Below are 21,975 nucleotides of genomic sequence, written 5' to 3'. Positions count from 1 at the left end.
TGGGCCGGGTTTGTGCAAAAATCGTGGGCAAAAAACTTCTACCAAAAAGTTATACTAACATAAAGTCTTGTAGTAACTTAACAGCAAGTAAGATTTCTTTCTAAACTAACTCAATTTCCTGCCGTAAATAATTATTGGCCCGGATGGCGTAGAAGCATGCTCCGGTAATAGCGCGACGTCAACCACAAAACGAGAGCAGAGGTACTAAATGCCATCTGTCCTGCGGCTAACCAGAGCACCGAGTGTGATAGGAAGGGTGCAATCACCCCCGCCACCAGCGCGCCCAGCAGGGTGGTAGCGAAAGATTGGCAGGATGCCACCGTTCCGCGGATGTGCGGGAACAAGTCCAATGCCAGCAAGGTCGCCGCCGGCGCGACCACCGACATGCCGAAGGTATAAAAGAACATCGGCGCCACCGACCACGGCAGCGCCGGCGGCAGCAACAGGTGGTAGCAAACGTTAAATATCGACGCCGCCATCAGGAAACAAAAGCCTATGCCTATCTGTCGCGAAAATGTCATCTTTCCGGCAATTCGGTTGGCCGCCAGCGCGCCGAGGAAAATCCCGCTCACCGATGGAATGAACAGCCAGCCGAATTGCGAGGCGCCCAGCCCCAGGTGCTGCGGCAGGAATACCGGCGCCGACGAGATGTACAGGAACAGGCCGGCGAAATTGAAGGCCACCACGCCGGACTTCATGTGGAACAGCGGCGAGCGCATGATTTCGCTGTAGTTACGCAGCAGGAAGTGCGGATTGAAGGGATGGCGCTTTTCGCGCGGCAGGGTTTCCGGCAGGCGGCGGTAGCAGTAGATGAACAGCAGCACGCTGTAGGCCAGCAGCGCCAGGAAGATCGCCCGCCAGTCGAACAGCGTGACCACCCAGCCGCCCAGTATCGGCGCGATGGCCGGCGCGATCGAGAAGATCATCGTCACCATCGACAGCAGCCGCGCGGCGGCGGCATCCTCGTACAGGTCGCGGATGATGGCCCGCCCCACCACCACGCCGGCGCCGGACGACATGCCCTGCAAAATGCGGAACACCCACAGGTAGTGCACATTGTGCGCGGCGGCGCAGCCCAGCGTGCCGATGGCGAACGTCACCAGCGACACCAGAACCACGTTGCGGCGGCCGAAGGCGTCCGACAGCGCGCCATGCCACAGCACCATGCAGGCGAAGGACAACATGTAGAAGGTCAGGCTTTGCTGGACTTCGATCGGCGTGGCATTAAGCGTGGCCTGGATATTCGGGAAGGCCGGCAGGTAGGCGTCAATGGAGAAAGGCCCCAGCATCGACAGCGCCGCCAGCGTGGCGGCCAGCGCGCCGGCGCCAAGGACTTTCATGTGCGACGGCGGCGGTTCCGGCACCTCCGCGACAGGATCTGGGGGAAGATAGTCTGGAGGTGTCGGGAACATGTGGCGTAGTTTTTAGACTTCTTTAGGTTTGGCGGCTTCGCGGCGGTTGAAACCCGCCACCATATCGAAGCGGAACAGACGGCATTCCAGCGCGCCGTTGAAGAAAGGCGTCTTGCGCGACTCCTTCAACCGCAGCAGCTTGGGCAGGCCCAGGTCGGCCGTGAACAGGAACACCGTCCAGCCGGCGAAGCGCTGCTTCAACGTGGTCGACAAGGCCGAGTAGAAACTGGTGGCCAGTTCGTCTTCCGGCATGGTGCTGTCGCCGCGCACGCCGATACGCTCGCCGTACGGAGGGTTGGTCAGCAGGATGCCCGGCTGCTCGGTCGGCGCCTTCACTTCCTGCGCCTCGATCTGCTTGAGCGGCACGTCGAACATGATGCCGGCGCACTTCAGGTTATGACGGGTCATCTCCACCATGTCGCCCGAGATGTCGGAGCCGAAGATGGTCGGCGATGCCGGCAGCGGATTGGCCTTGATCGAATTCTTCATCTCGTTCCACGGCGCCGGATCGAAGTCGTTGAAGGCTTCGAAGGCAAAGCGGCGGCGCGCGCCCGGCGGGATGCCTTGCACCATCTGCGCCGCTTCGCACAGGATGGTGCCGGAGCCGCACATCGGGTCGAACAGCGGCATGCCAGGCTTCCAGCCCGACACGCGCAGCAGGCCGGCGGCCAGGTTCTCGCGCAGCGGCGCGTCGCCGGTTTCTTCACGCCAGCCGCGCTTGAACAGCGCTTCGCCGGAGGTGTCGAGGTAGATGATGAACTGGCGCGCGTCGAGGAAGCCGACGATGCGCATGTCCGGTTCCTTGGTGTTGACCGAAGGACGCTTGTCGAACTGGTCGCGGAAGCGGTCGCAGATCGCGTCCTTGATTTTCAGCGTGGTGAACTCCAGGCTTTTCAGCGGGGACTTCACGGCGGTGACGTCGACGCGGATGGTGTGGTCGTAGGTGAACCAGTCTTCCCACTGCTGCGCCAGCACCAGGTCGTAGATGTCGTTTTCGTTCTGGTAGCCGGTGACGGCCATGCGCATCAGCACGCGCGAGGCGATGCGCGAGTGCAGGTTGATGCGGTAGGAATCGAGCAGGTCGCCGGAGCAGTGCACGCCGCCCGGTACCTGGTTGTGCACCTTCATGGTGGTGCTCAGCAGGGCGATCTCGCCCAGTTCTTCGGCCAACGCCGCTTCCATGCCGCGTGGGCATGGGCAAAAATAGGATGCCATAGGTGTACCTTTTGTCCGTTAAAAAAACTACTTACTTCTGCATTGCTCTTTCCAGGAAGTCCAGGCGGTCCTGGCCCCAGAAACTTTCACCATCCAACACATACCACGGCGAGCCGAATACGCTGGCTGCGGTTGCGTCTTCCGTATTGCGGTCGTACTCGGCCTGCACGCTGGCCGTCTCCGCCGACTTGATCAGCGCCTTGCCATCGAGGCCAAGGCTGCCGGTGATCTGCGCCAGCGTCTCTTCGTCGCCGATATTCTTGTCCTCCGCCCACAGCCCGCGCATGACGGCGAACGCCAGTTCCAGCGACACGTCGACGCCGTGCGTCAGGCGCGCGGCGATCACCATGCGGTTGGCCAGCTCCGGCGACACCGGGAAAAACTTCGGCTGCGCGTTCAGTGGAATGCCGAGGAACTCCGACCAGCGCGTCAGCTCGACCAGGCGGTAGGCCTGGCGCTGCGGCGCGCGCTTGGCCAGCGGCACGCCGCCGGACACGCCGAACACCTTGCCCAGATCGACCGGACGCACTTCCACCTGCACGCCGTGCTGGCGCGCCATGGCAACAAAGCGCTCATGGCCGAGATACGTCCACGGCGAATGGGCGGCGAAAAAATACTGGCAAACTTTACTCATGACGCTCCGATCAGAAGGGTTTGACTACAACCAGCAGCACTATCGCCAGCACCATAAACACCGGCATTTCATTGAAGACGCGATACCACTTGTGGCTGCGGGTGTTCACGCCCTTCTCGAACTTTTTCAGGATGCCGCCGCACGCGTGGTGGTAGCCGATCACCAGCACCACGAACAACAGCTTGGCGTGCAGCCAGTGCGGCAAATCCGCGCCGTACTGCATCCACGCCAGCGTCACACCGAACACCACCGCGAACACCGACAACCACATCGAAAACCGATACAGCTTGCGCGCCATGACCAGCAGGCGCGCGGTCGTGGCCTTGTCGGTTTCCATCGCCAGGTTGACGAAGATGCGCGGCAGGTAGAACACGCCCGACATCCAGGCAATCACGAAGAAAATGTGCAGTGCTTTAATCCAGAGCATACGTCCCCTTATTGACGAGTTTCGCCGTGACCGAACACGACGTACTTCAGCGAAGTCAAACCTTCCAGCCCCACCGGGCCGCGCGCGTGCAGCTTGTCGTTGGAGATGCCGATCTCCGCGCCCAGGCCGTATTCGAAACCGTCGGCAAAGCGCGTCGAGGCGTTGATCATCACCGACGCCGAATCGACTTCGCGCAGGAAGCGCATCGCGTCCGTATGGTCTTCGGTGACGATGGCTTCCGTGTGCTTGGACGAGTAATGGTTGATGTGCTCCATCGCCTCGTCGATGCCGGCGACGATCTTCACCGACAGGATCGCGGCCAGGTATTCGGTCGACCAGTCTTCCTCGACGGCGGCCACCAGGTGCGGGTAGCCCGCCGCTGCCAGGATCGCCATCGCTTCCGGATCGGCGCGCAGCTCGACCTGCTTGGTCGCGTACAGCTTGGCCAGTTCCGGCAGCACCGCCGGCGCGATCGCGCGCGCCACCAGCAGCGTTTCCATGGTGTTGCAGGTGCCGTAGCGGTGGCACTTGGCGTTGAACGCAATGTCCAGCGCCTTCTTCATGTCGGCCTTGGCGTCGATGTAGACGTGGCAGATGCCGTCCAGGTGCTTAATCATCGGCACCGTCGCCTCTTCGATCAGGCGCGCGATCAGGCCCTTGCCGCCGCGCGGCACGATCACGTCCACGTACTGCGGCATGGTGATCAGCGCGCCGACGGCGGCGCGGTCGGTGGTGTCGACCACTTGCACGCCGTCCTCCGGCAGGCCGGCGCCCAGCAGGCCTTCCTTGACCAGTTTGGCCAGCGCGCGATTGCAGTGGATCGCTTCCGAGCCGCCGCGCAGGATGGTGGCGTTGCCGCTCTTGATGCACAGGCCGGCCGCGTCCACCGTCACGTTGGGACGGGATTCGTAGATGATGCCGATCACGCCCAGCGGCACGCGCATCTGGCCGACCTGGATGCCGGTCGGACGGAATTTCAGGCCCGAGATTTCGCCGATCGGATCGGGCAGCGCGACGATCTGGCGCAGGCCTTCCACCATCGTCGCGATGGCCTTGTCGGACAGCGCCAGGCGGTCCAGCATGGCCGGCGCCAGGCCGTTGGCGGCCGCCGCGTCCATGTCGAGCTGATTGGCGGCGCGCAGCAGGTCGGCGTCGCGTTCGATCGCGTCGGCGATCAGCGTCAGCGCGCGGTTGCGGGTCGCGCTGTCGGCACGGGCCATGGCGCGCGATGCCTTGCGCGCCTGCTGGCCCAGTTGTTCCATGTAGTGCTTGATATCCATAGCTAGCTTTCCTAACCGCGTGCGACTTTCAGCGCTAACTGCAGCATCGAATCCCACGCGTCGCCGGCGTGCGCTTTGGCGCGCAAGCCCTTGATCATCTTGTCGACCTGCGCCGCGTCCCGCATCGCCGCTTCCAGTACCGGCAGCGAGATGCGGCGCAGCGCCGGCTCCATCATGCGTTCCTTCGGTCCCCAGATACGATACTCCTTGAGCAGCGCACCCAGCGGACGGCCCTGCGCCATGCCCGACTTCAGCTTGAGCAGCGTGCGGATTTCCTCCGACACGGCCCACAGCACCAGCGGCAGCGCTTCGCCCTCGCCCTTCAAGCCTTCCAGCATGCGCACCAGACGCGCCGGATCACCCGACAGCATCGCTTCACTGAGCTTGAACACGTCGTAACGCGCCACGTTCAGCACCGCATCGTGCACCTGCTCGTAGGTCAGCTTGCCCGGCTCGTGCAGCAAGGCCAACTTCTGTATCTCCTGATGGGCCGCAAGCAGATTGCCTTCAACGCGATCGGCGATGAAATCGATGCTCTGTCTATCCGCGCTTTGCCCTTGTGCGGCAAGGCGCTGGCCTATCCAATTGGGTAACTGCGCCCGTTCAATCTGGGCGATGTCGATATACACCGCCGCCTGCTGCAGACTGGCGACCCAGGCCGCCTTCTGCGTCTGCCAATCCAGCTTGGGCAGGGTGATCAGGGTCAGGTTGTCCGGACTCAGGTCTTTCACATAATTCTGCAGCGCCGCGCCGCCATCCTTGCCGGGTTTGCCGGTCGGGATGCGCAGCTCGATCAGCTTCTTGTCACCGAACAGCGACAGCGCCTGGTTGGACGCCAGCAGCTCGCCCCACTTGAAGCTGCGCTCCACGGTCAGCACGTCGCGCTCGGAATAGCCTTGCGCGCGCGCCGCCTTGCGGATCTTGTCGGCGGCTTCCAGCGCCAGCAGATGCTCGTCGCTGGTGATCACGTACAGCTGGGACAGCGACTTCGTCAAATGGCCGTCCAGCGCTTCTAACCGCAGTTGCATCGCGCGTCCTTACTGGCCGGAGGCCGGCGGCGGCAGCGACACCTGCGGCGGCTTGATGGCCGCGATGCGGCGCATCATCTGCTGCACCAGGTCGGTCTGCATGTCCTTGTACAGCAGCGCTTCTTCCTGTTCCTTCGCCAGCAACTGGGTTTCATTGAAGTCGATGGGACGGGTCAGCAGGATCTGCGTGCGTCCCAGCAGCTCCTTGCCCTGCTTGTCCAGCACGCGGAACACGATGTTGTACGACAGCAGATACTGGCTCACGCGGCCATTGCGGTTCAGCGTCAGGATGGTCTTGGTGCGGGTCTTTTCGGGGTCGGACAGCACCTCGATCACGCCGTCGGCATCCTTGGCCGCGCTGACCACGGTGGTGCCGCCGTTGGCGCGGATGTTGCGCTTCAAATCGATCGCCAGCGGCGACGCTTCCGGCAGTCCGACGTACATCGACGGGAACGGCAGCGTGTAGTGGCCGCCGTCGCCGCGCAGATGGAAGCCGCAGGCCGACACGGTCAGCGCCACGGCCAGCACGGCGGCGCCCAGGCGGCCGCGCCGGAACAACTCGGAAGTAGTAAGCATGTGCTATCCAGTTAAACCACGATGTTGATCAATTTGCCCGGCACCACGATGATCTTCTTCGGCGTGCCTTCGATGAACTTCTGCACCGCTTCGTTGGCCAATGCCGCCGCTTCGATGCTCGCCTTGTCGGCGGTCTTGGCCACGACCACGCTGCCGCGCAGCTTGCCGTTCACCTGGATCATCATTTCGATCTCGGACTGCTCCAGCGCAGCAGGGTCCACTTGCGGCCACTGCACGTTGAGGATGTCGCCGTGCGCCTTGGCGTAGCCCAGTTCTTCCCACAGCACGTGGGTGACGTGCGGGGCGACTGGGTTCAGCAGGCGCAGGAAGATCGCGTAGCCTTCGGCGACCGACGCGGCATCCGCGTCCTTGGCCGATTCCAGCGTGTTGAGCATCTTCATGCAGGCCGATACAACGGTGTTGTACTGGATGCGCTTGATGTCGTAGTCGGCCTGCTGCAATACCTTGTGCAGTTCGCGGCGCAGCGCTTTGCCGGCATCCGTGGTGGCGACCGCGGTCAGCGGCGCGCCGGCGGCGGCGATGGCCTCGCGCTGTGCGTAGCCGAACGCCCACACGCGGCGCAGGAAGCGGTTGGCGCCTTCGACGCCGCTGCCCGACCATTCCAGCGTCTGTTCTGGAGGCGATGCGAACATCGTGAACAGGCGCGCGGTGTCGGCGCCGTATTGGTCGATCTGCGCGGCAGGGTCGATGCCGTTGTTCTTCGACTTCGACATCTTCTCGGTGCCGCCGATGTTGACCGGATTGCCGTCGGCCTTCGAGGTCGCGCCTTGCGGGCGGCCCTTGTCGTCCAGCGTCAGGTCGACGTCGGCCGGGTTGAACCAGGTCTTCTTGCCGGCTGCGTCTTCGCGGTAGTAGGTCTCGTTGAGCACCATGCCTTGCGTGAGCAGGTTGACGAACGGCTCGTCGAACTTGACCAGGCCGAAGTCGCGCATGATCTTGGTCCAGAAGCGCGCGTACAGCAGGTGCATGACGGCGTGTTCGATGCCGCCGATGTACTGGTCCATCGGCATCCAGTAGTCATTGCGTTCGTCGACCATGGCCTTGTCGGCGCCCGGCGAGGTATAGCGCATGTAGTACCACGACGAATCGACGAAGGTGTCCATCGTATCGGTTTCGCGGCGCGCAGGCTTGCCGCACTGCGGGCAGTCGCACTTGAGGAAGGCTTCGTATTTGTTCAGCGGATTGCCGGTACCATCGGGTACGCAGTCTTCCGGCAGCACCACCGGCAGGTCTTTTTCCGGCACCGGCACCACGCCGCAATCGCCGCAGTGGATCATCGGGATCGGCGTGCCCCAGTAGCGCTGGCGCGAGATGCCCCAGTCGCGCAGGCGGAAGGTGATCTTCTTCTCGCCCAGGCCTTTGGCGGCCATGTCGGCGGCCACGGTTTCGACGGCTTCCGCGTAGCGCAGGCCGTCGTACTTGCCGGAGTTGGTGACGATGGAGATGTCCTTGTCGCCGTACCATTCCTGCCAGGCTTCGGTCGAGAACTCTTTACCCTCGGCGGCGATGACCTGCTTGATCGGGAGGTTGTATTTTTTGGCGAAGGCGAAATCGCGTTCGTCGTGCGCAGGCACGCCCATGACGGCGCCGTCGCCGTAGGTGATCAGCACGTAGTTGCCGACCCAGACTTCGACCTGCTCGCCGGTCAGCGGATGGGTGACGAACAAGCCGGTCGGCATGCCCTTCTTCTCCATCGTCGCCATGTCGGCTTCGATCACGGAGCCCAGCTTGCACTCGGCGTTGAAGGCGGCCAGTTCGGGATTGGTCTGCGCGGCGTGGATGGCCAGCGGATGCTCGGCGGCCACGGCGCAGAAGGTCACGCCCATCACGGTGTCCGGACGGGTGGTAAAGACGTACATCTTGCCGTCCTGGATCAGGGAGCCGTCGGCGCCCTTGATCTGGTGCGGGAAGGCGAAGCGCACGCCGGTCGATTTGCCGATCCAGTTGGTCTGCATGGTGCGCACGCGCTCAGGCCAGCCTGGCAGCTTGTCGTCGACGTAAGCCAGCAGCTCGTCGGCGTAGTCGGTGATGCGGGCGTAGTACATCGGGATTTCGCGCTTTTCGATCAGCGCGCCGGAACGCCAGCCGCGGCCGTCGACCACCTGTTCGTTGGCCAGCACGGTCTGGTCGATCGGATCCCAGTTCACGGTGCCGGTCTTCTTGTAGATGATGCCTTTTTCCAGCATCTTCAGGAACATCCACTGGTTCCACTTGTAGTATTCCGGCTTGCACGCGGTCATTTCGCGCGACCAGTCGATCGCCAGGCCCATGGACTCCATCTGCTCGCGCATGTGGGCGATGTTGGAGTAGGTCCACTGCGCCGGCGGCACGTTGTTGGCCATCGCCGCGTTTTCCGCAGGCATGCCGAACGCATCCCAACCCATCGGCATGAGGACGTTGTAGCCGTTCATGCGCAGGTAGCGGTACATCACATCATTGATCGTATAGTTGCGGACGTGGCCCATGTGCAGCTTGCCCGATGGGTAAGGCAGCATCGAACAGGCGTAATACTTCCCTTTCGGGAAACGCGGGTCGTGCTCGACGGCTTTGTAGGCGTCGATGGCTTTCCAGTGGGATTGAGCGGCTTTTTCTACGTCAGCGGGACTATATTTATCTTGCATGATGGTGTGCGGCCAATAAGTGAATATGAACCGGACATTATAACCCAGGGGGTCAAGTCTGACATTCGGACACGGCCTCTGCTGCACTGCGGAAGAGACCGTGTCCGAATGTCAGACTTGACCCCCGGGGTATACTGGACGGATGTACTATCGCGAATATCCTCCCCATCCGGCGCTGGCCGCGCATGTCGAGTGCATGTGGGCCGCCTGCGCGCCGGGCGGCGCCCATACGCACCGGGTGCTGCCGGATAATTGCGTCGATATTCTGTGGCAGGACGGTGGATGGCCCGGCTTCGCGGTCGGCATGATGAGCAGCGCCATCCTGGTGGCCAGCGGCGGGCCGCTGCGGACGGTGGCGGTGCGCTTCAAGCCCGGCGCGGCCGGCGCCTTCCTGGCCGCGCCGCTGCACGCGCTGACCGACCAGCGGGCCGATATCGACCAGCTGTGGGGCCGCAGCGATGCCGAACGGCTGGCCGATGCGCTGTGGACCTGCGAGCTGTCCGACCGCGAGCGGATCGCCCTGATCGAACATCAGCTGTTGCTGCGGCTGCGCGCGACCGGCAAGCCGGGCGATCCGGGCGATTTGCTGATCCGCCGCGCCCTGGCCGCGCTGGACGCCAGCGGCGGCGCCCTGCGCATCGAGGATCTGGCGGCGCAGCTGGGCGTATCGCGCCAGCACATGGCGGCGCTGTTCCGTGCGCGGGTCGGGCTGTCGCCCAAGCTGTATGCGCGCATCTGCCGCTTCCGCCGGGCCACGGCCGCGCTCAAGACAGCGCCGGCGCCGGACTGGGCGCAACTGGCGCTGGAATGCGGCTATTTCGACCAGTCGCACCTGATCCACGATTTCCAGGAATTCGCCGGCAGCGCGCCGGAGCGCTTCCTGCTGGCTGCCTAGCTTCCATTTTTACAATCGCCGGCGACAGCATTGTGCCAAGATGATGTTTTCAACATCTCAGTGGAGACAAGCATGATCAAGGGATTACGCACCGTGGCCTACCCGGTCACCGACCTGGCGGCCGCCAAGGCCTGGTACAGCAAGGTATTCGACACCGCCCCCTACTTCGACCAGCCGTTCTACGTCGGCTTCAACATCGGCGGCTTCGAGCTGGGCCTGATCCCGGACGGCAAGCCGGGCCAGACCGGCAGCATGGTCTACTGGGGCGTGGACGATATCGCCGCCGAAGTCGAGCGCATCGTCGCCCTGGGCGCCACCGTGCAGGGCGCCATCCAGGACGTCGGCGAGAACATCAAGACGGTCGAACTGGCCGATCCGTTCGGTAATTTGCTTTGCCTGATCGACAACCCGCACTTCGACTTGAAAGCGGTGCGCTAGCGGTTGTGGCAGAATACGCGGCTTAAAAAATGAAAGAGGTAGTCCCATGTCCCGTCGCAACGCCAACCTGATCAAGTCGCCCGAGCAAATCGTCCTGGCGCGCGTCGCCGCCCAGCTGGCGGCCGACGTGCTGACCATGATCGCGCCGCACGTCAAGGCGGGCGTCAGCACGGCCTACCTCGACCAGCTGTGCAACGACTACATCGTCAACGTGCAGCAGGTGACGCCGGCCAACGTCGGCTACGGCGGCTTCCCGGCCACCGTGTGCAGCTCGGTCAACCACGTGGTCTGCCACGGCATTCCGGCGGAAGACCACATCCTCAAGGATGGCGACATCATCAACATCGACGTCGCCGTCATCAAGGATGGCTGGCATGGCGACACCAGCCGCATGTACTACGTCGGCGAGCCGTCGAAGTCGGCGCGCAAGCTGGTCGAGACCACCTATTCGGCGATGTGGGCCGGCATCCGCGCCGTCAAGCCGCGCGCCACGCTGGGCGACGTCGGCTTCGCGATCCAGACCATCGCCGAGAAGGCCGGCTACAGCGTGGTGCTGGATTACTGCGGCCACGGCATCGGCATGGTCTACCATGAGGAACCGCAAGTGGCGCACTATGGCCGTCCAGGCCAGGGCGTGGTGCTCAAGCCGGGCATGCTGTTCACGATCGAACCGATGATCAATGCCGGCAAGGCGGCGACCAAGGAATTGAACGACGGCTGGACCGTCGAGACGCGCGACAAATCGCTGTCGGCGCAATGGGAGCACATGGTGCTGGTAACCGAGACCGGCTACGAGGTGCTGACCTTGGCCCCAGGCGAGACCGGCGCCAAGGCGCTGATCCCGAACGCCGTGCCAGCCGGTACTGCCGCTAGCGCAGCGTAAGTTTCAGGGCCGGCTTTTCGCCGTAGTCTTCGTAGCGCTCGTTGATACCGGCCACGCAGTACGTCACTTCTTCCAGGATATCCGGCACGGCGGCCTTCATGGCCTCCGCGCCCGTGATGACGATTTCCAGCACTTCGTTCGGCTTCAGGCGGAACTTGCTCATGCCGTCTTCGTCGCGCAGATAGCTCAGGCAATCGACCCAGGCGTCCATGGTGTTGCCGTAGCCGTCGGGGAAGCCCAGCGCGGCCTTGCAGGCGGCGTGGAAGGCGTCAAAGTCGGTGATCGCCGCGCCGTTCAGTTCTGCGGTTGCCATTATTTTTTCTCTTTCTTGGGGTCGGTGACGAAGCCCAATTTCGTTAATCCATTCGACTGCGCGGCCGCCATTACTTGCGCCACCACTTCGTAGCGGGTGTCCTTGTCGGCGCGCAGTTGCAGTTCCGGCTGAGGCTCCAGCTTGGCCGCTTCGACCAGGCGCGCTTCCAGCACGCTCTGCTCGACCGGGTCGTTATTCCAGAATATTTTGCCGGTGCCGTCGATCGACAGCGTGACCGTCGCGGCCTGCTGCGGGCTGGCTTGCGCCTGCGCCTTCGGCAGGTCCAGCTTGACGGCGTGGGTGAACATCGGCGCGCTGAGGATGAAGATCACCAGCAGCACCAGCATCACGTCCACCATCGGCGTGACGTTGATGTCGGCCATCGGCCCCGGATTGCGGTGGTGGTTGAATGCGCCAAAGCTCATGCTCGCTCCTTTTAAAGCGGGGGGTCAGGTCTGACATTCGGACACGGCCTCTGCCGTAGCAATGCCTACGGCAGAGGCCGTGTCCGAATGTCAGACCTGACCCCCTCCGTTATTTTGCACGCTCGCCCGTGGTCAGGTAGGCGTGCAGGTCGTGCGCGAAGGCGTCCAGCTCGGCCAGGGTCAGCCGGTTGACGCGGTTGAATCCGTTATACGCCAATACGGCGGGGATGGCCACCGTCAGGCCGATGGCGGTCATGATCAGCGCCTCGCCCACCGGGCCGGCTACTTTGTCGATCTGCACCGTGCCGCTGGCCGACACATTGGCCAGCGCGTGATAAATACCCCACACGGTGCCCAGCAGGCCGACGAACGGCGCCGTGGCGCCGATCGATGCCAGCAGGGTCAGGCCGCCTTCGAGGCGGTTGGTGGAATTCTGGATCGCCACCCGCAGCACGCGGGTGACCTGGGCCGCATGGCCCATCTCGCCGCCCAGCGAAGCGCGGCCGGCGGCCTTCAGCTGCGCGGCGCCTTGCTGCGCCAGCGGCAGGAATACCTGTTCGGGATCGGCCAGGGTCAGCGCGGCGACGCCGTCCTGCATCGACGGCGCCTCCCAGAACGCCTGCACCGCCGGCGCGCTGCGGCGGATGCGCCACGCGGCGTAGCTCTTGGCCAGGATGAAGAACCAGCTCACCAGCGACATCGCCAGCAACACCAGCGCCACGATGTGGCTGATGGTGTCGCCCTGCTCCCAGTAGCTGGCCAGGGTGAAGTGGTTGGGCGTCATCAGTTCAGCGCCAGCACGTCGTTCATGTCGTACAGGCCGGTGGCCTTGTCGGCCAGGAAGCGGCAGGCGCGCAGCGAGCCGTGCGCGTAGGTCACGCGGCTGCTGGACTTGTGGCTGATCTCGATGCGCTCGCCGGTGCCGGCGAACAGCACGGTGTGGTCGCCGACGATGTCGCCGCCACGGATGGTGGCAAAGCCGATCGACGACGGATCGCGTTCGCCGGTCACGCCTTCGCGCGCGTAGACGGCGCAATCCTTCAAATCGCGGCCCAGCGCGTCGGCCAGCACTTCGCCCATCTTCAGCGCGGTGCCGGACGGGGCGTCGACCTTGTGGCGGTGGTGGGCTTCGATCACTTCGATGTCGTAGCCGACCGCCAGCGCCTTGGCCGCCTGTTGCAGCAGCTTGAGCGTGACGTTGACGCCAACGCTGAAGTTGGGCGAGAACACGATGGCGGTCTTCTTGGCCGCCTCGGCGATCGCCGCCTTGCCCGCTTCGTCGAAGCCGGTGGTGCCGATGATCATCTTGATGCCGTGCTCGGCACAATAGGCCAGGTGCTCCAGCGTGCCTTCGGGACGGGTGAAGTCGATCAGGAACCGGGCGCCGGCCAGGCCCTTGGCCAGCTCGGACTCGACCGGCACGCCGGCCGGCTTGCCGAGGAAGGCGGCGGCGTCGCTGCCGACGTTGGCCGAGCCCGCGCGGTCGAGCGCGCCGGACAGGGTGGCGTCGGGGGCGTCGAGCACCGCTTCGATCAGGATGCGGCCCATGCGGCCGCCGGCGCCGGCGATGGCGATGTTCAGGTCTGTCATGCTTCGGTCCTCGTGCTTATTTCTTGTCGTTGTTCACCGTGACGCCGACCGGCGAGGCGGCGGCGTTGTCGCTGCCGGCCGGAATCGGCGAGGTATTGCCCACCGGGCGCGCGTCCGGAATGCTCAGGTCCTTCTTGACCTTGGGCGCCGGGCCGGCGATGCGGGCGATGTATTCTTTTTCGGTCGGCAGGTTGCCGCCTTCCCAGCGCGCCACCTTGCCGTCCTTGTCGAAGAACACGATCACGCGGCTGGTGGTGATTTCGCCGTTGCCCTTGGCCATGCGGAAGGCGTAGTCCCAGCGGTCGGCGTGGAACGGGTCGGCCAGCAGCGCGGTGCCGAAGATGAAGCGGACTTGCTCGCGCGTCATGCCGGTCTTCAGCTGCGACAGCATCTCTTCGGAGACGAAGTTGCCCTGCTGGATGTCCGGGCGATACGGCGAGAAGAACCACATGAACTTCTGCAGCTTGGTGATGGTGGTGGTTTGCGCGCCTTTGTTGGCGTCCAGCGTCGTGCCGGTTTCCTTCACGTCGGTCGATTTCTCGCCCAGCGTGGTGTTGGACGCGCAGCCGCCCACGGCCAGCGCGACGCAAACAGCGCCGGCGAGCAGAGGCGCGCGGCGGGTGAAACGGTGCAACAAAGACTGCGATAAAGCCTGGGTGACGCGCATGGTTGTCCTCAATCTGATCGAGCGGAAGTGCCGAAAAACGCTATATCATAAAGCACAAGGTGCGAGATGGGGCTGCGCGGGCACTCGGAGAGTGAGCATTATCCAGCAAATCCGGAACTATGTCCTTGTTTTATAAAGATTAATTGTAAAACATTGCAAATGTAAATTTCACGCCGGAGGGGCGCGTAGCGGCGCCGAAGGTGCGGTGGCTGCCGGAGTGCGTTAAACTGTGGCCTAGCTATCGCCAACCACTAAAAGAGTCGACACCATGAGCAACAATCCTACCGACCTGAAGGCCAGCGGCCTGAAAGCCACGCTGCCCCGCCTCAAAATCCTGGACATCTTCCAGAACAGCGAAGTGCGCCACCTGACCGCCGAGGATGTCTACAAGATCCTGCTGTCCGACAATATGGACGTGGGCCTGGCGACCGTGTACCGCGTGCTGACCCAGTTCGAGCAGGCCGGCCTGCTGAACCGCAACCACTTCGAGACGGGCAAGGCAATCTTTGAATTAAACGAAGGTTCGCACCACGATCACCTGGTGTGCCTCGATTGCGGCCGGGTGGAAGAATTCTTCGACGAGGAAATCGAATCGCGCCAGCAGATCGTGGCCAAGGAACGCGGCTTCAAGATCGCCGAGCACGCGCTGGCGATCTACGGCAACTGCACCAAGACCGCCTGCCCGCACCGCGCCTGACCCCCGCTTAATTGTGGCTGAGCGCGTTCGATAACAGCTTGGCCGTGATGTCGACGATCGGTATCACCCGCTCATACGCCATGCGGGTCGGGCCGATCACTCCCAGCGTGCCGACGATCTTGCCGTTGGCCATGTAGGGCGCGGTGACCACGCTCATCTCGTCCATCGGCACCAGGCTCGATTCGCCGCCGATGTAGATCTGCACGCCGCTGGCCTTGCTCGAGACGTCGAGCAGCTGCATCAATCCCGTCTTCTGCTCGAACATGTCGAACATCTGCCGCAGCGAGGTCATGTTCGACGACAGGTCGCTCACCGACAGCAGGTTGCGCTCGCCAGAGATGACCATGTCATCCGAGTTGTCGGCCATCGCTTCGCTGCCCGCCTCCACCGCCGCCTGCATCAGCCGGCCCATGTCGTCGCGCAGCTGGCGCACTTCGTTTTGCAGGCGCATGTGCACTTCGTCAAAGGCCAGGCCGCCGTAGTTCTGGTTGATGTAGTTGGCCGACTGGATCAGCTGCGCCGGGCTGTAGTCGACATCGGTCAGCAGCAGCCGGTTCTGCACGTCGCCGGTGGGGCCGACGATCACCAGCAGGATGCGCTTCTCGCCCAGCCGCAAAAATTCAATCTGCTGAAACACCGATTCGCGCCGCGGGCTGAGCACCACGCCGGCGAACTGCGACAGCGACGACAGCATCTGCGCCGCGTTGGAAATCATCTTCTGCGGCTGCGGCGCCTGCAGCCGCATGCGGCCTTCGACCGATTGCTCGTCCAGGTGCTGCACCGTCAGCAGGGTGTCGACAAAGATGCGGTAGCCGCGCGGGGTCGGCACCCGGCCGGCCGAGGTGTGGGGACTGGCGACGTAGCCCAGCTCCTCCAGGTCGGCCATGATGTTGCGGATGGTCGCCGGCGACAGGTCCAGCCCGGAGATCTTGGACAGGGCGCGCGAGCCCACCGGCTGGCCGTCCGCGATGTAGCGTTCGACGAGGGCCTTGAGCAGGGTTTGTGCGCGTGGTTCGAGTTGCATGTTCATTCACTGATGGTATTTCTGCTTATTATGCACGCTCTGCGCCGGACGGGGGCCGCGGCGTGGCGTCAATGCTGCATTTGTCCGCGCACCCATGCCAGAAGTGCATCGAAACTGCCGCAAATGGCGTCCGGCGCCACGCCGGCCTCCAGATGCGCCGTGCTGCCGTCCCGGTTCATCCACACCGCGCGCAGGCCCGCGCCCTGCGCGCCCTGCACGTCCAGCCGCAAATCGTCGCCGACGTAGACCGCGTCCTGCGGCGCCACGCCCATCGCTGCGCAGGCGGCCAGGAAGATCGCCGGGTCGGGCTTGGCGCGGCCGAAGCGCGCCGAGGCCAGCACGGTCTCGAAATGGTGGTGCAGGCCGATGACTTCCAGATCGGCGTTGCCGTTGGTGATCACGCCCAACCGCAGCAGCGCCTGCAGCTCGGCCAGCGCCGGCAGCACGTCGGCGTACGGCGTGACGGCGTTGCGCCGCAGGTGGAAGTGCTGCATGGCGCCGTCGATGTGGGCGGCGTCGGCGCCGGCCTCGGCGAAGGCCTGCTCCAGCGCCACGCGGCGCAGCTGGTACAGGTCGACCACCAGCTCCGGCCGCTGCTCCAGCAAGGCCATGCGGCGCGTGCGCAGCTCGGCGATCGAGTAGCGCTGCGCCACCTCGGGCGCGTGCTCGGCCAGCCAGGCGTGCCAGCTGGTTTCCGCCGCCGCGATCACCGGGCCGATCGGCCACAGGGTGTCGTCAAGGTCGAACAGCAGGGCGTGCGGGCGGCGTGGGCTCATGGCGGGCAGACAGAAATGTGGAATCTGCGTATTGTCGCACCGATCGCGGGATGGCGACGGCATGGTAAATTACCGGATTCCCCTGCTGGAGCCGCCGTGCCTTTGACTACGTTCGTGACGATTTGCCGCCGCTGGGCGCCGCCCCTGCTGTGCGCCGCGCTGGCCGCTTGCGCCACCGTCGGCCAGGCGCCGGCCTTTTCCTCCTTCGTGGTGCTGGGAGAGCACGGCGCGGCCGTGGCGCGCGTGCTGATCGACGCCCCCGCCTGCCCGGACATCGTCATCGACCAGCGCCCGCAGGCGATGGCCGTGCGCGCGCCGGCCGCCACCCTGGCGCTGCGCAGCACGCCGTCGGCCGCGGCCGATTCCAAACCGGCCGCCTTCCCGCTGCTGACCTGCGAGGCGCCGCTGCCGGCCAGCGCCAGCCAGGCGAGCGTGCTGGGCCGGGCGCTGCCGCTGCCGGCCGCGGCGCCGCAACGCATCGTCGTCATCGGCGACACCGGCTGCCGCCTGCAAAAGAACAGCCACAGCTACCAGGCCTGCAACGACGGCGCCGCCTATCCGTTCGCCGCCATCGCCGCCGCCGCCGCCGCGTGGCGCCCCGAGCTGGTGATCCACGTGGGCGACTACCACTACCGCGAAAACGCTTGCCCGGACGGCAACGCCGGCTGCGCCGGCAGCCCCTGGGGCTACGGCTGGGACGCCTGGAACGCCGATTTCTTCGCGCCCGGCGCGGCGCTGTTGCAGGCGGCGCCGTGGATCATGGCGCGCGGCAACCACGAAAACTGCCTGCGCGGCGGCCAGGGCTACTGGCGCCTGCTCGACCCGCGCCCGCTGCTGGCCGGGCGCGACTGCAACCTCGCCGCCGACGACGCCGACGGCAACTACAGCGATCCCTACGCCGTGCCGATCGGCCAGGACACCCAGCTGCTGGTGCTCGACACCGCCAACACCACCTGGAAGGGCCTCAAGCCGGGCGACCCGGGCTACGACAAGTACCGCGACCTGTACCGCAAGCTGGACGCGCTGGCGCAACAGGCGCCGCGCAACCTCGGCATCGCCCACCATCCGCTGCTGGGCATGGGCGCCGACCGCAAGGCCGACGGCGCCCTCGTGCTGCTGCCAGGCGACGCCGGCCTGCAGCAAGCCTTCGGCTCGCTCAACGCGCAGCTGCTGCCGGCCGCCATCCAGGCCATGCTGTCCGGCCATGTGCACCTGTGGGAGCAGGTCAGCTTCGCCAGCGACCATCCGAGCCAGTTCATTTCCGGCTTTTCCGGCACCGCCGAGGACACCGTGCCGCTGCCGGAACGCTTGCCGGACGGCGTGACGCCGGCGCCGGGCGCGCGGGTCGAGCAGTTCAGTTCCTGGGTCGACGGCTTCGGCTTCATGAGCATGGAGCGGCTGGGCGCCGACCAGTGGCTGGTGCAGGTGCACGACCAGCAAGGCCGGGTGCGCAACAGCTGCCGGCTCGACGGCAAGCGTTCGCGCTGCGAGCTGGCGCAGGTCAAATAGGCGGCGCTGCGGCCGCAAGTGTCACAAGCTGTTACATCGCTTAGCGGCCCGGCCTTACCAAATGCACTAAAATACGGGCCATTCCGTGTAAGATGCTGCACCCGAGTATTGCCGGGCCCTATTCGTTTTGGAGAGAGATTTTTATGAAAAGTTTGTATCTGCGTTCGGGCCTGGCCCTGGTGTGCGTCGCCTTGCTGAACGCCTGCGGCGGCGGCAATGGCAACCTGGCCCTGTCCGGCACCATCACCAACCTGACCAAGCCCGACCTGGTCCTGGTCAACAACAAGACCGGCGAAAAACTGCCCATCCCCGCCAATACCACCAGCTTTGTGTTCACCAAGCTGGCGGCGGTCGATGAGGAATTCGATATCGAAATTTCCACGCCCCCTACCGGCGGCAGCTGCAAACCGGTCGGCACCAGCAACGTCGGCAAGGCCAACGCCTATACCTCGTACCAGATCGGCTTCGCCTGCCAGGCCAACCCGTGGACGCTGGGCGGCACCGTGACCGGCCTCACCAGCAAGGGCCTGATCCTGGCCAATGGTGCCGACACCGTCAGCGTGCTGCCGCCGGCCACCGCCGGCGCGCCGGTCAGCTTCACCTTCGGCACCATGGTCGGCGACGGTACGCCCTACGGCGTGACCGTGCTGTCGCAGCCGAAAGATCCGGCCCAGGTCTGCACGCTGAGCAACAACGTCGGCACCATGCCCGGCGCGAACTTCAGCGGCGTGACCGTCACCTGCAAGTAATTCCGGCGCCGGTCCGCATGGCGATGGCCGGCCGATCCGCCTCTTTTTGGAGTAATTGATGAAATTTTCGACTTTGAGCGCCGTAGCGGCGCTGATGCTGGCCGCCGCGCTGTCCGCCTGCGGCGGCAAGGCCCAATTCGCCGTGCAAGGCACGATCACCGGCCTGAACAACCCTGGCCTGGTGCTGGCCAACGGCGCCGACCAGCTGCCGGTGGCGGCCGCCGCCACCAGCTTCGTGATGCCCAAGCAAATCCCCTACGGCACCGACTACAACGTCACCGTGCTGGCCAATCCGGCGCACCAGACCTGCCAGCCGGTGAACGGTTCCGGCTCGGCCGGCCACACGGTGGCGATCGCCGTGAACATCAGCTGCACCCAGAACACCTATCCGCTGGGCGGCCCGTTCATCGGCCTGTTCAACATCTCCGAGGCGGTCGCCGCCACCGGCACCGCCGCCGCAGTGGCCGCCGTGCCGCGCGTCGTGGTGCTGCTGAACGGCTCCACCGGCGGCCAGGTTTCGGTCTCCAGCCTCGACGCCAAGGATACCGCGCTGGGCAAAGGCGAGTTCGTATTTACTTCGCCAGTGGCGGACGGTTCGGCCTATGGCGTGACCATCCTGTCGCAGCCGGCCGACATCAATTGCACGCTGGCCAACAACGTCGGCGTGATCAACGGCATCGCCGTCAGCAACATGACGCTGAGCTGCACGCCGAAGTAATCAGGAGGGGGAGCGCCGCGCGGAATGCGCGGCGCGGGGGCGGCAGAGTTATACGTTATCGTGATGTTCGATATTCGAAAAATAAACTTGCGTTATATGCCGCGCCGCAGCATACTTCATTTGTCTCCTCCACTTCTTGCAAAGGAATTGGATTTAGCCCGCTTTCACCAGCGGGCTTTTTTTTGCCCGCCGCCTTTACTGCGGCTTGAGCAGGTTGGCCAGCGCCACGTACTGCGCCAGGCCCACGGTTTCCGGACGCATGGTCGGGTCGATGCCGGCTTCGACGATCTGCGCTTCGGTGAACATGCCGGCCAGGCAGTTGCGGATCACCTTGCGGCGCTGCGAGAACGCCTTCAACACCACCGCCTCCAGGGTCGGGCCGTCGCACGCCAGCGGGTTGGCGACCGGGATCATGCGCACGATCGCCGACTCCACCTTCGGCGGCGGATCGAACGCTTCCGGCGGCACCACGAACAGCAGCGACATGTCGTAGCGCCATTGCAGCATCACCGACAGGCGGCCGTAGGTCTTGCTGCCCGGCTCGGCCACCATGCGCTCCACCACTTCCTTCTGCAGCATGAAATGCTGGTCCTGCACCTGCGGCGCGAACGTCGCCAGGTGGAACAGCAGCGGGCTGGAGATGTTGTACGGCAGGTTGCCGACGATGCGCAGCTTCTGCCCGGCCGGCACCGGGATGCTGGCGTAGTCGAACTTGAGCGCGTCGCCGGCGTGGATGGTCAGCTTGGCCGGGTTGTAGGTCTTTTCCAGCCGCGCCACCAGGTCGCGGTCGAGCTCGACGACGTGCATCATCTTCAGCGTGCGCATCAGCTGCTCGGTCATCGCGCCCAGGCCGGGCCCGATCTCGACCATCGCGTCGTCCGGTTCCGGGGCGATCGCCTCGGTGATGCTGGAGAGGACGTATTTATCGTGTAAAAAGTTTTGGCCGAAGCGTTTGCGGGCGACGTGTTTCATGGTTGTTCTTATTTGAGAGGTGAGGAGGAGGCGGCCATGGCCAGCGCGCTGTCGATGGCCGCGGCCATGCTGCCGCAGTCGGCCAGGCCCAGGCCCTGGGCCGCCAGGTCGAGCGCGGTGCCGTGGTCGACCGAGGTGCGGATCAGCGGCAGGCCCAGCGTGATGTTGACGCCCTGGCCGAAGGTGGCGTATTTGAGCACCGGCAAGCCCTGGTCGTGGTACATGGCCAGCACACAGTCGGCGTCTTGCAGGTATTTGGGTTGGAACAGCGTGTCGGCCGGATACGGGCCACGCGCATCGATGCCGCGCGCCTGCGCCGCCGCGATGGCCGGCGCGATGACGTCGATCTCTTCGCGCCCCAGGTAGCCGCCCTCGCCCGCGTGCGGGTTCAGGCCGCACACCAGGATGCGCGGGGCGGCGATGCCGAACTTGCTGCGCAAGTCATGGGCTATGATGTCGAGCACGCGCGCCAGGCCGTCCCGGGTCAGCGCGGCGGCGACGTCCTTCAGCGGCAGGTGGGTGGTGGCCAGCGCCACCCGCAGCGGCGGCGGCAGCGGCTGGCCGGCCGGCGCCGGCGGCTGGCCGGCCAGCATCATCACCACCTGCGCGGTGCCGGTCTGGTCGGCGAAGTATTCGGTGTGGCCGGAGAACGGCACGCCGGCGTCGTTGATGGTGCTCTTTTGCAGCGGCGCGGTGACCACCGCCGCGAACCAGCCGGCCCGCACGCCTTCGATGGCGGCGTCCAGCGTGGCCAGCACGCTGCGGCCGTTTTCCTTGTCCAGCTTGCCGGGCACGACGTGCGCCGCCAGCGGCACGTCGATCACGCTGATGCGGCCGGGGCCGAACTGCGGCAGGCCGCCGTTGCGCACCGCCTGCAAGGACAGCGCCGACAATTGAATCGCGGGATCGATATAGCTGGCCGTCATCGCCAGGAAGGCGGCGTCGCCCAGCAGCACGCAATTGACCTCGTGGCGGCGCGCCCAGGCGGCGCGGATGGCAATCTCCGGGCCGATGCCGGCCGGCTCGCCGACGGTGACGGCGATCGCGGGGCGCAGCGCGCTGCGCCCGGTGTGCAAAGTGGCGCTCACGCGTGCTCCCCTTGGTG

The 21,975-nt window shown here is 64.9% G+C and carries 24 protein-coding genes; 7 read left to right on the top strand and 17 right to left on the bottom strand.

What is annotated here, in order from left to right; all coding sequences use genetic code 11:
- Window positions 1–131: 131 nt before the first annotated feature.
- Genes D0T21_RS17185 through leuS form a run of 8 tightly spaced genes read right to left on the bottom strand, consistent with a single transcriptional unit; the run spans window position 132 to window position 9,214 of the window.
- Window positions 132–1,412: a multidrug effflux MFS transporter gene (locus tag D0T21_RS17185; RefSeq protein ID WP_199538545.1), complete on the bottom strand. Its 1,281-nt coding sequence runs from the start codon at window positions 1,410–1,412 to the stop codon at window positions 132–134.
- A 12-nt stretch (window positions 1,413–1,424) separates the two neighbouring features.
- Complete coding sequence (locus D0T21_RS17180; RefSeq protein ID WP_373886687.1) at window positions 1,425–2,627, bottom strand: class I SAM-dependent RNA methyltransferase; 1,203 nt, start codon at window positions 2,625–2,627, stop codon at window positions 1,425–1,427.
- A gap of 31 nt (window positions 2,628–2,658) precedes the next feature.
- Window positions 2,659–3,261, bottom strand: a complete 603-nt coding sequence (locus D0T21_RS17175; protein WP_116992005.1) for a 2-hydroxychromene-2-carboxylate isomerase — start codon at window positions 3,259–3,261, stop codon at window positions 2,659–2,661.
- Window positions 3,262–3,271: 10 nt separating this feature from the next.
- Entirely contained in the window at window positions 3,272–3,688 is a 417-nt protein-coding gene (locus tag D0T21_RS17170) for a CopD family protein (RefSeq protein WP_116992004.1), read from the bottom strand.
- Between the two features lie 8 nt (window positions 3,689–3,696).
- Window positions 3,697–4,968, bottom strand: a complete 1,272-nt coding sequence (locus D0T21_RS17165) for a glutamate-5-semialdehyde dehydrogenase (RefSeq protein ID WP_116992003.1) — start codon at window positions 4,966–4,968, stop codon at window positions 3,697–3,699.
- Between the two features lie 11 nt (window positions 4,969–4,979).
- A complete protein-coding gene (gene holA, locus D0T21_RS17160) occupies window positions 4,980–5,996 on the bottom strand; it encodes a DNA polymerase III subunit delta (RefSeq protein ID WP_116992002.1) in 1,017 nt (338 codons plus the stop codon).
- Window positions 5,997–6,005: 9 nt separating this feature from the next.
- Complete coding sequence (gene lptE, locus D0T21_RS17155; RefSeq protein WP_116992001.1) at window positions 6,006–6,572, bottom strand: LPS assembly lipoprotein LptE; 567 nt, start codon at window positions 6,570–6,572, stop codon at window positions 6,006–6,008.
- A gap of 11 nt (window positions 6,573–6,583) precedes the next feature.
- Window positions 6,584–9,214, bottom strand: a complete 2,631-nt coding sequence (gene leuS, locus D0T21_RS17150) for a leucine--tRNA ligase (RefSeq protein ID WP_116992000.1) — start codon at window positions 9,212–9,214, stop codon at window positions 6,584–6,586.
- Window positions 9,215–9,356: 142 nt separating this feature from the next.
- Here leuS and D0T21_RS17145 point away from each other — a divergent pair, with 142 nt between their 5' ends.
- The 3 genes from D0T21_RS17145 (at window position 9,357) to map (ending at window position 11,430) form a co-directional block, all read left to right on the top strand.
- Window positions 9,357–10,109, top strand: a complete 753-nt coding sequence (locus tag D0T21_RS17145) for a helix-turn-helix transcriptional regulator (RefSeq protein ID WP_116991999.1) — start codon at window positions 9,357–9,359, stop codon at window positions 10,107–10,109.
- Window positions 10,110–10,181: 72 nt separating this feature from the next.
- A complete protein-coding gene (locus tag D0T21_RS17140; protein WP_116991998.1) occupies window positions 10,182–10,547 on the top strand; it encodes a VOC family protein in 366 nt (121 codons plus the stop codon).
- Between the two features lie 46 nt (window positions 10,548–10,593).
- Complete coding sequence (gene map, locus D0T21_RS17135) at window positions 10,594–11,430, top strand: type I methionyl aminopeptidase (protein ID WP_116991997.1); 837 nt, start codon at window positions 10,594–10,596, stop codon at window positions 11,428–11,430.
- Here the strand turns inward: map and D0T21_RS17130 are convergent.
- The 5 genes from D0T21_RS17130 to D0T21_RS17110 all read right to left on the bottom strand — a co-directional run bounded on the left by D0T21_RS17130 (window position 11,417) and on the right by D0T21_RS17110 (window position 14,425).
- Complete coding sequence (locus D0T21_RS17130) at window positions 11,417–11,743, bottom strand: barstar family protein (protein WP_116991996.1); 327 nt, start codon at window positions 11,741–11,743, stop codon at window positions 11,417–11,419. The two genes, map and D0T21_RS17130, sit on opposite strands and share 14 nt — an antisense overlap.
- Window positions 11,743–12,168, bottom strand: coding sequence for a biopolymer transporter ExbD (locus D0T21_RS17125; RefSeq protein ID WP_116991995.1), 426 nt, complete (start codon window positions 12,166–12,168; stop codon window positions 11,743–11,745). Before D0T21_RS17125 ends, D0T21_RS17130 begins: the two co-directional genes overlap by 1 nt.
- Window positions 12,169–12,277: 109 nt before the next feature.
- The gene (locus D0T21_RS17120; protein ID WP_116991994.1) at window positions 12,278–12,952 is read right to left on the bottom strand and encodes a MotA/TolQ/ExbB proton channel family protein; all 675 of its coding nucleotides are present in this window, start codon (window positions 12,950–12,952) and stop codon (window positions 12,278–12,280) included.
- Complete coding sequence (dapB, locus tag D0T21_RS17115) at window positions 12,952–13,758, bottom strand: 4-hydroxy-tetrahydrodipicolinate reductase (protein WP_116991993.1); 807 nt, start codon at window positions 13,756–13,758, stop codon at window positions 12,952–12,954. The genes D0T21_RS17120 and dapB overlap by 1 nt, the downstream gene beginning before the upstream one ends.
- Window positions 13,759–13,774: 16 nt before the next feature.
- Entirely contained in the window at window positions 13,775–14,425 is a 651-nt protein-coding gene (locus D0T21_RS17110; protein ID WP_116991992.1) for an outer membrane protein assembly factor BamE, read from the bottom strand.
- A 268-nt stretch (window positions 14,426–14,693) separates the two neighbouring features.
- Here D0T21_RS17110 and fur point away from each other — a divergent pair, with 268 nt between their 5' ends.
- Window positions 14,694–15,122 (top strand): ferric iron uptake transcriptional regulator, encoded by a 429-nt coding sequence (gene fur / locus D0T21_RS17105; protein ID WP_116991991.1) that lies wholly within the window; start codon window positions 14,694–14,696, stop codon window positions 15,120–15,122.
- A gap of 7 nt (window positions 15,123–15,129) precedes the next feature.
- Here the strand turns inward: fur and hrcA are convergent, their stop codons facing one another.
- Together hrcA and D0T21_RS17095 are read right to left on the bottom strand one after the other, a co-directional pair.
- Entirely contained in the window at window positions 15,130–16,146 is a 1,017-nt protein-coding gene (hrcA, locus tag D0T21_RS17100) for a heat-inducible transcriptional repressor HrcA (RefSeq protein WP_199538544.1), read from the bottom strand.
- Between the two features lie 68 nt (window positions 16,147–16,214).
- Window positions 16,215–16,922: an HAD family hydrolase gene (locus tag D0T21_RS17095; protein WP_116991989.1), complete on the bottom strand. Its 708-nt coding sequence runs from the start codon at window positions 16,920–16,922 to the stop codon at window positions 16,215–16,217.
- 96 nt (window positions 16,923–17,018) lie between these two features.
- Between D0T21_RS17095 and D0T21_RS17090 the strand changes: the two genes are divergently transcribed.
- The 3 genes from D0T21_RS17090 to D0T21_RS17080 all read left to right on the top strand — a co-directional run bounded on the left by D0T21_RS17090 (window position 17,019) and on the right by D0T21_RS17080 (window position 19,898).
- Complete coding sequence (locus D0T21_RS17090) at window positions 17,019–18,431, top strand: metallophosphoesterase (RefSeq protein ID WP_229211528.1); 1,413 nt, start codon at window positions 17,019–17,021, stop codon at window positions 18,429–18,431.
- 143 nt (window positions 18,432–18,574) lie between these two features.
- Complete coding sequence (locus D0T21_RS17085; protein WP_116994442.1) at window positions 18,575–19,180, top strand: hypothetical protein; 606 nt, start codon at window positions 18,575–18,577, stop codon at window positions 19,178–19,180.
- A 58-nt stretch (window positions 19,181–19,238) separates the two neighbouring features.
- Window positions 19,239–19,898, top strand: coding sequence for a hypothetical protein (locus D0T21_RS17080; RefSeq protein ID WP_116991986.1), 660 nt, complete (start codon window positions 19,239–19,241; stop codon window positions 19,896–19,898).
- A gap of 195 nt (window positions 19,899–20,093) precedes the next feature.
- Here D0T21_RS17080 and rsmA read toward each other — a convergent pair whose 3' ends face one another.
- Window positions 20,094–20,870, bottom strand: a complete 777-nt coding sequence (rsmA, locus tag D0T21_RS17075; protein ID WP_116991985.1) for a 16S rRNA (adenine(1518)-N(6)/adenine(1519)-N(6))-dimethyltransferase RsmA — start codon at window positions 20,868–20,870, stop codon at window positions 20,094–20,096.
- Window positions 20,871–20,878: 8 nt separating this feature from the next.
- Entirely contained in the window at window positions 20,879–21,958 is a 1,080-nt protein-coding gene (pdxA, locus tag D0T21_RS17070) for a 4-hydroxythreonine-4-phosphate dehydrogenase PdxA (RefSeq protein ID WP_229211527.1), read from the bottom strand.
- Window positions 21,959–21,975 lie beyond the last annotated feature (17 nt).

It is taken from the genome of Duganella sp. BJB476 (genome assembly GCF_003416895.1).
Taxonomy (GTDB): domain Bacteria; phylum Pseudomonadota; class Gammaproteobacteria; order Burkholderiales; family Burkholderiaceae_D; genus Rugamonas.
Note: the sequence above shows the minus strand (reverse complement) of the source record. Positions and strands in the feature narration are given on the sequence as shown.

What these genes read in the sequence shown, in the direction of transcription:
- D0T21_RS17175 (WP_116992005.1), bottom strand. Translation starts at nt 3,261, where the DNA reads ATGAGTAAAGTTTGCCAGTATTTTTTCGCCGCCCATTCGCCGTGGACG.
- D0T21_RS17120 (WP_116991994.1), bottom strand. Translation starts at nt 12,952, where the DNA reads ATGACGCCCAACCACTTCACCCTGGCCAGCTACTGGGAGCAGGGCGAC.
- holA (WP_116992002.1), bottom strand. Translation starts at nt 5,996, where the DNA reads ATGCAACTGCGGTTAGAAGCGCTGGACGGCCATTTGACGAAGTCGCTG.
- leuS (WP_116992000.1), bottom strand. Translation starts at nt 9,214, where the DNA reads ATGCAAGATAAATATAGTCCCGCTGACGTAGAAAAAGCCGCTCAATCC.
- D0T21_RS17165 (WP_116992003.1), bottom strand. Translation starts at nt 4,968, where the DNA reads ATGGATATCAAGCACTACATGGAACAACTGGGCCAGCAGGCGCGCAAG.
- D0T21_RS17145 (WP_116991999.1), top strand. Translation starts at nt 9,357, where the DNA reads ATGTACTATCGCGAATATCCTCCCCATCCGGCGCTGGCCGCGCATGTC.
- D0T21_RS17095 (WP_116991989.1), bottom strand. Translation starts at nt 16,922, where the DNA reads ATGAGCCCACGCCGCCCGCACGCCCTGCTGTTCGACCTTGACGACACC.
- hrcA (WP_199538544.1), bottom strand. Translation starts at nt 16,146, where the DNA reads ATGCAACTCGAACCACGCGCACAAACCCTGCTCAAGGCCCTCGTCGAA.
- dapB (WP_116991993.1), bottom strand. Translation starts at nt 13,758, where the DNA reads ATGACAGACCTGAACATCGCCATCGCCGGCGCCGGCGGCCGCATGGGC.
- D0T21_RS17185 (WP_199538545.1), bottom strand. Translation starts at nt 1,412, where the DNA reads ATGTTCCCGACACCTCCAGACTATCTTCCCCCAGATCCTGTCGCGGAG.
- D0T21_RS17170 (WP_116992004.1), bottom strand. Translation starts at nt 3,688, where the DNA reads ATGCTCTGGATTAAAGCACTGCACATTTTCTTCGTGATTGCCTGGATG.
- D0T21_RS17080 (WP_116991986.1), top strand. Translation starts at nt 19,239, where the DNA reads ATGAAATTTTCGACTTTGAGCGCCGTAGCGGCGCTGATGCTGGCCGCC.
- D0T21_RS17085 (WP_116994442.1), top strand. Translation starts at nt 18,575, where the DNA reads ATGAAAAGTTTGTATCTGCGTTCGGGCCTGGCCCTGGTGTGCGTCGCC.
- rsmA (WP_116991985.1), bottom strand. Translation starts at nt 20,870, where the DNA reads ATGAAACACGTCGCCCGCAAACGCTTCGGCCAAAACTTTTTACACGAT.
- map (WP_116991997.1), top strand. Translation starts at nt 10,594, where the DNA reads ATGTCCCGTCGCAACGCCAACCTGATCAAGTCGCCCGAGCAAATCGTC.
- D0T21_RS17130 (WP_116991996.1), bottom strand. Translation starts at nt 11,743, where the DNA reads ATGGCAACCGCAGAACTGAACGGCGCGGCGATCACCGACTTTGACGCC.
- fur (WP_116991991.1), top strand. Translation starts at nt 14,694, where the DNA reads ATGAGCAACAATCCTACCGACCTGAAGGCCAGCGGCCTGAAAGCCACG.
- D0T21_RS17110 (WP_116991992.1), bottom strand. Translation starts at nt 14,425, where the DNA reads ATGCGCGTCACCCAGGCTTTATCGCAGTCTTTGTTGCACCGTTTCACC.
- lptE (WP_116992001.1), bottom strand. Translation starts at nt 6,572, where the DNA reads ATGCTTACTACTTCCGAGTTGTTCCGGCGCGGCCGCCTGGGCGCCGCC.
- D0T21_RS17180 (WP_373886687.1), bottom strand. Translation starts at nt 2,627, where the DNA reads ATGGCATCCTATTTTTGCCCATGCCCACGCGGCATGGAAGCGGCGTTG.
- D0T21_RS17140 (WP_116991998.1), top strand. Translation starts at nt 10,182, where the DNA reads ATGATCAAGGGATTACGCACCGTGGCCTACCCGGTCACCGACCTGGCG.
- D0T21_RS17125 (WP_116991995.1), bottom strand. Translation starts at nt 12,168, where the DNA reads ATGAGCTTTGGCGCATTCAACCACCACCGCAATCCGGGGCCGATGGCC.